Annotated in this window: 5 protein-coding genes; 4 read left to right on the forward strand and 1 reads right to left on the reverse strand. The window is 60.5% G+C overall.

Going from position 1 to position 3179, the window contains the following annotated elements; all coding sequences use genetic code 11:
• The first annotated feature begins 104 nt into the window (after nt 1-104).
• Both CFR80_RS17435 and CFR80_RS19545 read left to right on the forward strand, forming a co-directional pair.
• Nucleotides 105-674, forward strand: coding sequence for a hypothetical protein (locus CFR80_RS17435; RefSeq protein ID WP_019087465.1), 570 nt, complete (start codon nt 105-107; stop codon nt 672-674).
• A 3-nt stretch (nt 675-677) separates the two neighbouring features.
• Entirely contained in the window at nt 678-845 is a 168-nt protein-coding gene (locus CFR80_RS19545; protein ID WP_019087464.1) for a hypothetical protein, read from the forward strand.
• On the opposite strand, the gene mobQ is transcribed toward CFR80_RS19545, so the two are convergent.
• Nucleotides 842-1954 carry a MobQ family relaxase gene (gene mobQ / locus CFR80_RS17440; RefSeq protein ID WP_026018904.1) on the reverse strand — a complete coding sequence of 371 codons (1113 nt, stop codon included), beginning with the start codon at nt 1952-1954 and terminating at the stop codon, nt 842-844. The genes CFR80_RS19545 and mobQ overlap by 4 nt on opposite strands.
• 167 nt (nt 1955-2121) lie before the next feature.
• Here mobQ and CFR80_RS17445 point away from each other — a divergent pair, with 167 nt between their 5' ends.
• Together CFR80_RS17445 and CFR80_RS17450 are read left to right on the forward strand one after the other, a co-directional pair.
• Nucleotides 2122-2424, forward strand: coding sequence for a mobilization protein (locus CFR80_RS17445; protein ID WP_146221698.1), 303 nt, complete (start codon nt 2122-2124; stop codon nt 2422-2424).
• A complete protein-coding gene (locus CFR80_RS17450) occupies nt 2417-2926 on the forward strand; it encodes a replication protein (RefSeq protein WP_110507803.1) in 510 nt (169 codons plus the stop codon). The genes CFR80_RS17445 and CFR80_RS17450 overlap by 8 nt, the downstream gene beginning before the upstream one ends.
• Nucleotides 2927-3179: the final 253 nt, after the last annotated feature.

The raw sequence follows: 3179 nt of genomic DNA on the forward strand, positions 1-3179 counted from the left end.
CGCTGGGAAACCGCCAAAAATGGCTTGCCATTAGGTCGCACCACATGCGACCATAAAGTCGCACAGTGTGCGACCTATTCGGCCCATATACAGAGGTTCCCCACATGCGGAATGTCACCCGTCTCAAGACCCGCAAAGACCGGCTCCGCGAGGACCAAGCCGACCTGTTGAAGCAAGCCCTTCTGCCCTTCGCAGAGGACGATGGACCGATGCGGGATGCGGTCGGACGGCTCTACGTCCAGATCAAGAACCTCACCACCCCAGACCCCGGAACCACGGAGCCGTTCGTCATGATCCGTCCCGCCCAGAATCGCGCCGTCACCCTCTGGCTGCTGAAGAACAGTAAGCGGCCCATGAAGGCCGTGGACGTATGGACGCTGCTGTTCGACCACCTGTTTCCCCATACCGGCCAGATCATGCTGACCCGTGAGGAAATCGCGGAAAAAGTCGGTATCCGGGTCAACGAAGTTACAGCCGTCATGAACGAGCTGGTGAGCTTCGGCGCGATTTTCTCCGAGCGCGAGAAGGTGGCCGGAATGCGCGGGCCGGGCCTCGCCCGCTACTACATGAACCGGCATGTGGCCGAGGTCGGCAGCCGCGCCACGCAGGAAGAACTTGCCCTAATCCCACGCCCCGGCGCCAAGCTGGCAGTCGTGCAGGGTGGCAAGGCTTAACCCATGAAGGTTTCGGAACTGGACGTGTTCGACAGCGCCAAGGCGGCACAAGACCCGTTGGTGCGGGAAGAACTGCTGCAAGCAGCGCAGGCGGACGGCCACGGCCCCGCCCTCGCTCATGCCCGTTCCGTCATAGCCAAGGCGCGGGCCGGGCAGGACGCCAAGGCTTAACGGCCCCGCCCTCTCCCGCCTCGATCCCGGCGGGCCTGTAGCATCTCCTGATGCTCCTTGGCGTTTTTGGCCCGCTGCTCGGCCCGCTCTTTCTCGGCCGCTGCGGCTCTTAGGCGCTCTTCGGCCAGCCGCATCCGCTCGTCCATCTGACGTTTCCGCTCTGCCTCGGCATCCTTGGCGGCTCCTGCCTTCAGCCCTTTGCTGAAAGCCATCCACTTATTGGCGGTTTTCTCGGCTTTCTGCTGTATCGGCGGGGTCAGCCGGTCAAATGCCTGGGCCACCCTCTCGAAGCCCTCACGCATGGCGTTGACGGCCTGCGCCAGTTTAGCCAGGGCGAAATCTATCACCTCGGCCCGCTGGGCGTTCTCGGCCCGGATACGCCGGTTGTGGTTGCCGGTCGGGGTCTGGTGGCCCTTCCGTTCCAGAGCCACCACATTCGGCCCCATGTGCCGCTCTGGAACGCGGTCTAGCCCCTGCTCCGCATTGCTCCGGTGATCTATCCGGGCCTCTTGCCCAGCCCGCTCTAGCGCGGCATTGGCAAGGCCCGCCCATAGCTGCCGGATTTCCTTCACCTCGTCGGCGGCCTTCCCCAGTCCCATGCCCTGCCGCTTCTTGTCGGACAGTTCGATGGTTGATTTGTCTCCAAAGGACAGCTTGCCATCGGCCCCCCGCTCCACCGTGCGGGTGGTGGTCATGATGTGCGCGTGATGATTCCGGTCGTCGCCCTCGTCACCCGGAAGATGCACGGCCACGTCCACGGCCACCCCGTACCGCTGGACCAACTCACGCGCGAAACTGTCCGCCAGTTCGGCCCGCTGCTCGCTGGTGAGTTCATGAGGGAGGGCCACAACCCATTCCCTCCCGGTGCGGGCGTCCTTGCGTTTCTCTGATCGCTCCGCGTCATTCCACAATTCCGAACGGTCAGCCGTGCCACCCCCCGGAATGAAAATTGCCTTATGGGCAACGCTATTCTGCCGGGGGCTGTATTTGTGTTCGTGCCCGTCAACCTCGTTGGTCAAATCCTCGCCAGCACGATACGCAGCCGCAGCCACAACGGAACGCCCTGCGCTCCGGCTGATCGGTTTCGTTTCTGCGCGATAGATTGCCACGGATCGAGCGCCTACCTTTTGGAGTTAAACGGGGGGTTCAGGGGGGCGAAGCCACCATGACGCAGGACTTGCACTTGTGCAAGTCGTAACTGCGCCCTTAATACCTGACGGCATCAAGGGATATGTGGTATTCGTTTGAAACGGAACGGCTCCACGGTGAGGATGATATGAGCGATATTGCGAAAGAGATTGAGAACGCCAAAAGGATCATAGCTGAACAGAAAAAGCGCATCAAAGATGCCCAGAAGGAAGCAGCCAAGGCAGAATCGAAGTTGAGAGACCGACAGAACTATATCTTGGGCGGCGCACTGGTAAAACTTGCCGAAACAGATGAACGGGCCGTCCGCACTATTGAAACACTTTTGAAACTGGTAGAGCGCCCATCAGACAGGAAGGCGTTTGAGGTATTTTCCCGTCTCCCCGGATGCTCCCTGCCCCCGCAGCTAGCACCGGACACCAGCCATGAGTGAGACACTGGAAGAAGATCCGTTTGAACTGTTCAAAAGGGTCGAAAAAAGCCTGTCCACGGCCACCGCCAGCATGGAGCGGCTGGCCGCCGAACAAGATGCCAGGTGCAAGACCATTTCAGACGCCGCCGGAAAAGCCTCTAAATTGGCCGAGGAAGCCGGTGACACCTTCACAGCATCCAAGAGGCGTCTGATGATCTGGACGGCCCTCTGCGCGGCTCTTCTGGTCTGTGGCGGGTGGTTGGCGGGTTATTGGCTGGGACACCGTGACGGTTGGGCCTCTGGCACGGCCCACGGCTACAGCGAGGCCGTAGCGGCCAACACGGTTGCAGCATGGGGCGTCACCCCCAGCGGCCAGCTTGGCTACCTGATGGACAGGGCGGGCCTTCTGCAAGCCCTCGGCCACTGCCATCTGCCGGGATATGAGGCCAAATACGAACCGAAGGAAAAGCGCACCTTCTGCTACCCCACCCAGAACGCCAGCGGCTGGGCTGTGCAGCCATGATCGCCAACCCCTCCCTCTTCCTGAGCAATTCGGAAGAGCGATTTCCGCCGACTGAACACGTCGAAAATGGCAGTTTTCCACCGAAAAAAGGAAAGGACCATAGGAAAGGATTAATATCTTATTTTTATCTAGGGGTTTGCCGATCCGCGATTTTCGCTGGGAAACCGCCAAAAATGGCTTGCCATTAGGTCGCACCACATGCGACCATAAAGTCGCACAGTGTGCGACCTATTCGGCCCATATACAGAGGTTC

The organism is Komagataeibacter oboediens (assembly GCF_003207815.1).
Lineage (GTDB): Bacteria > Pseudomonadota > Alphaproteobacteria > Acetobacterales > Acetobacteraceae > Komagataeibacter > Komagataeibacter oboediens.

Excerpts from the sequence above, each read along its gene's own strand:
- CFR80_RS17450 (WP_110507803.1), top strand. The coding sequence starts at position 2,417 with ATGAGTGAGACACTGGAAGAAGATCCGTTTGAACTGTTCAAAAGGGTC.
- CFR80_RS17445 (WP_146221698.1), top strand. The coding sequence starts at position 2,122 with ATGAGCGATATTGCGAAAGAGATTGAGAACGCCAAAAGGATCATAGCT.
- CFR80_RS19545 (WP_019087464.1), top strand. The coding sequence starts at position 678 with ATGAAGGTTTCGGAACTGGACGTGTTCGACAGCGCCAAGGCGGCACAA.
- CFR80_RS17435 (WP_019087465.1), top strand. The coding sequence starts at position 105 with ATGCGGAATGTCACCCGTCTCAAGACCCGCAAAGACCGGCTCCGCGAG.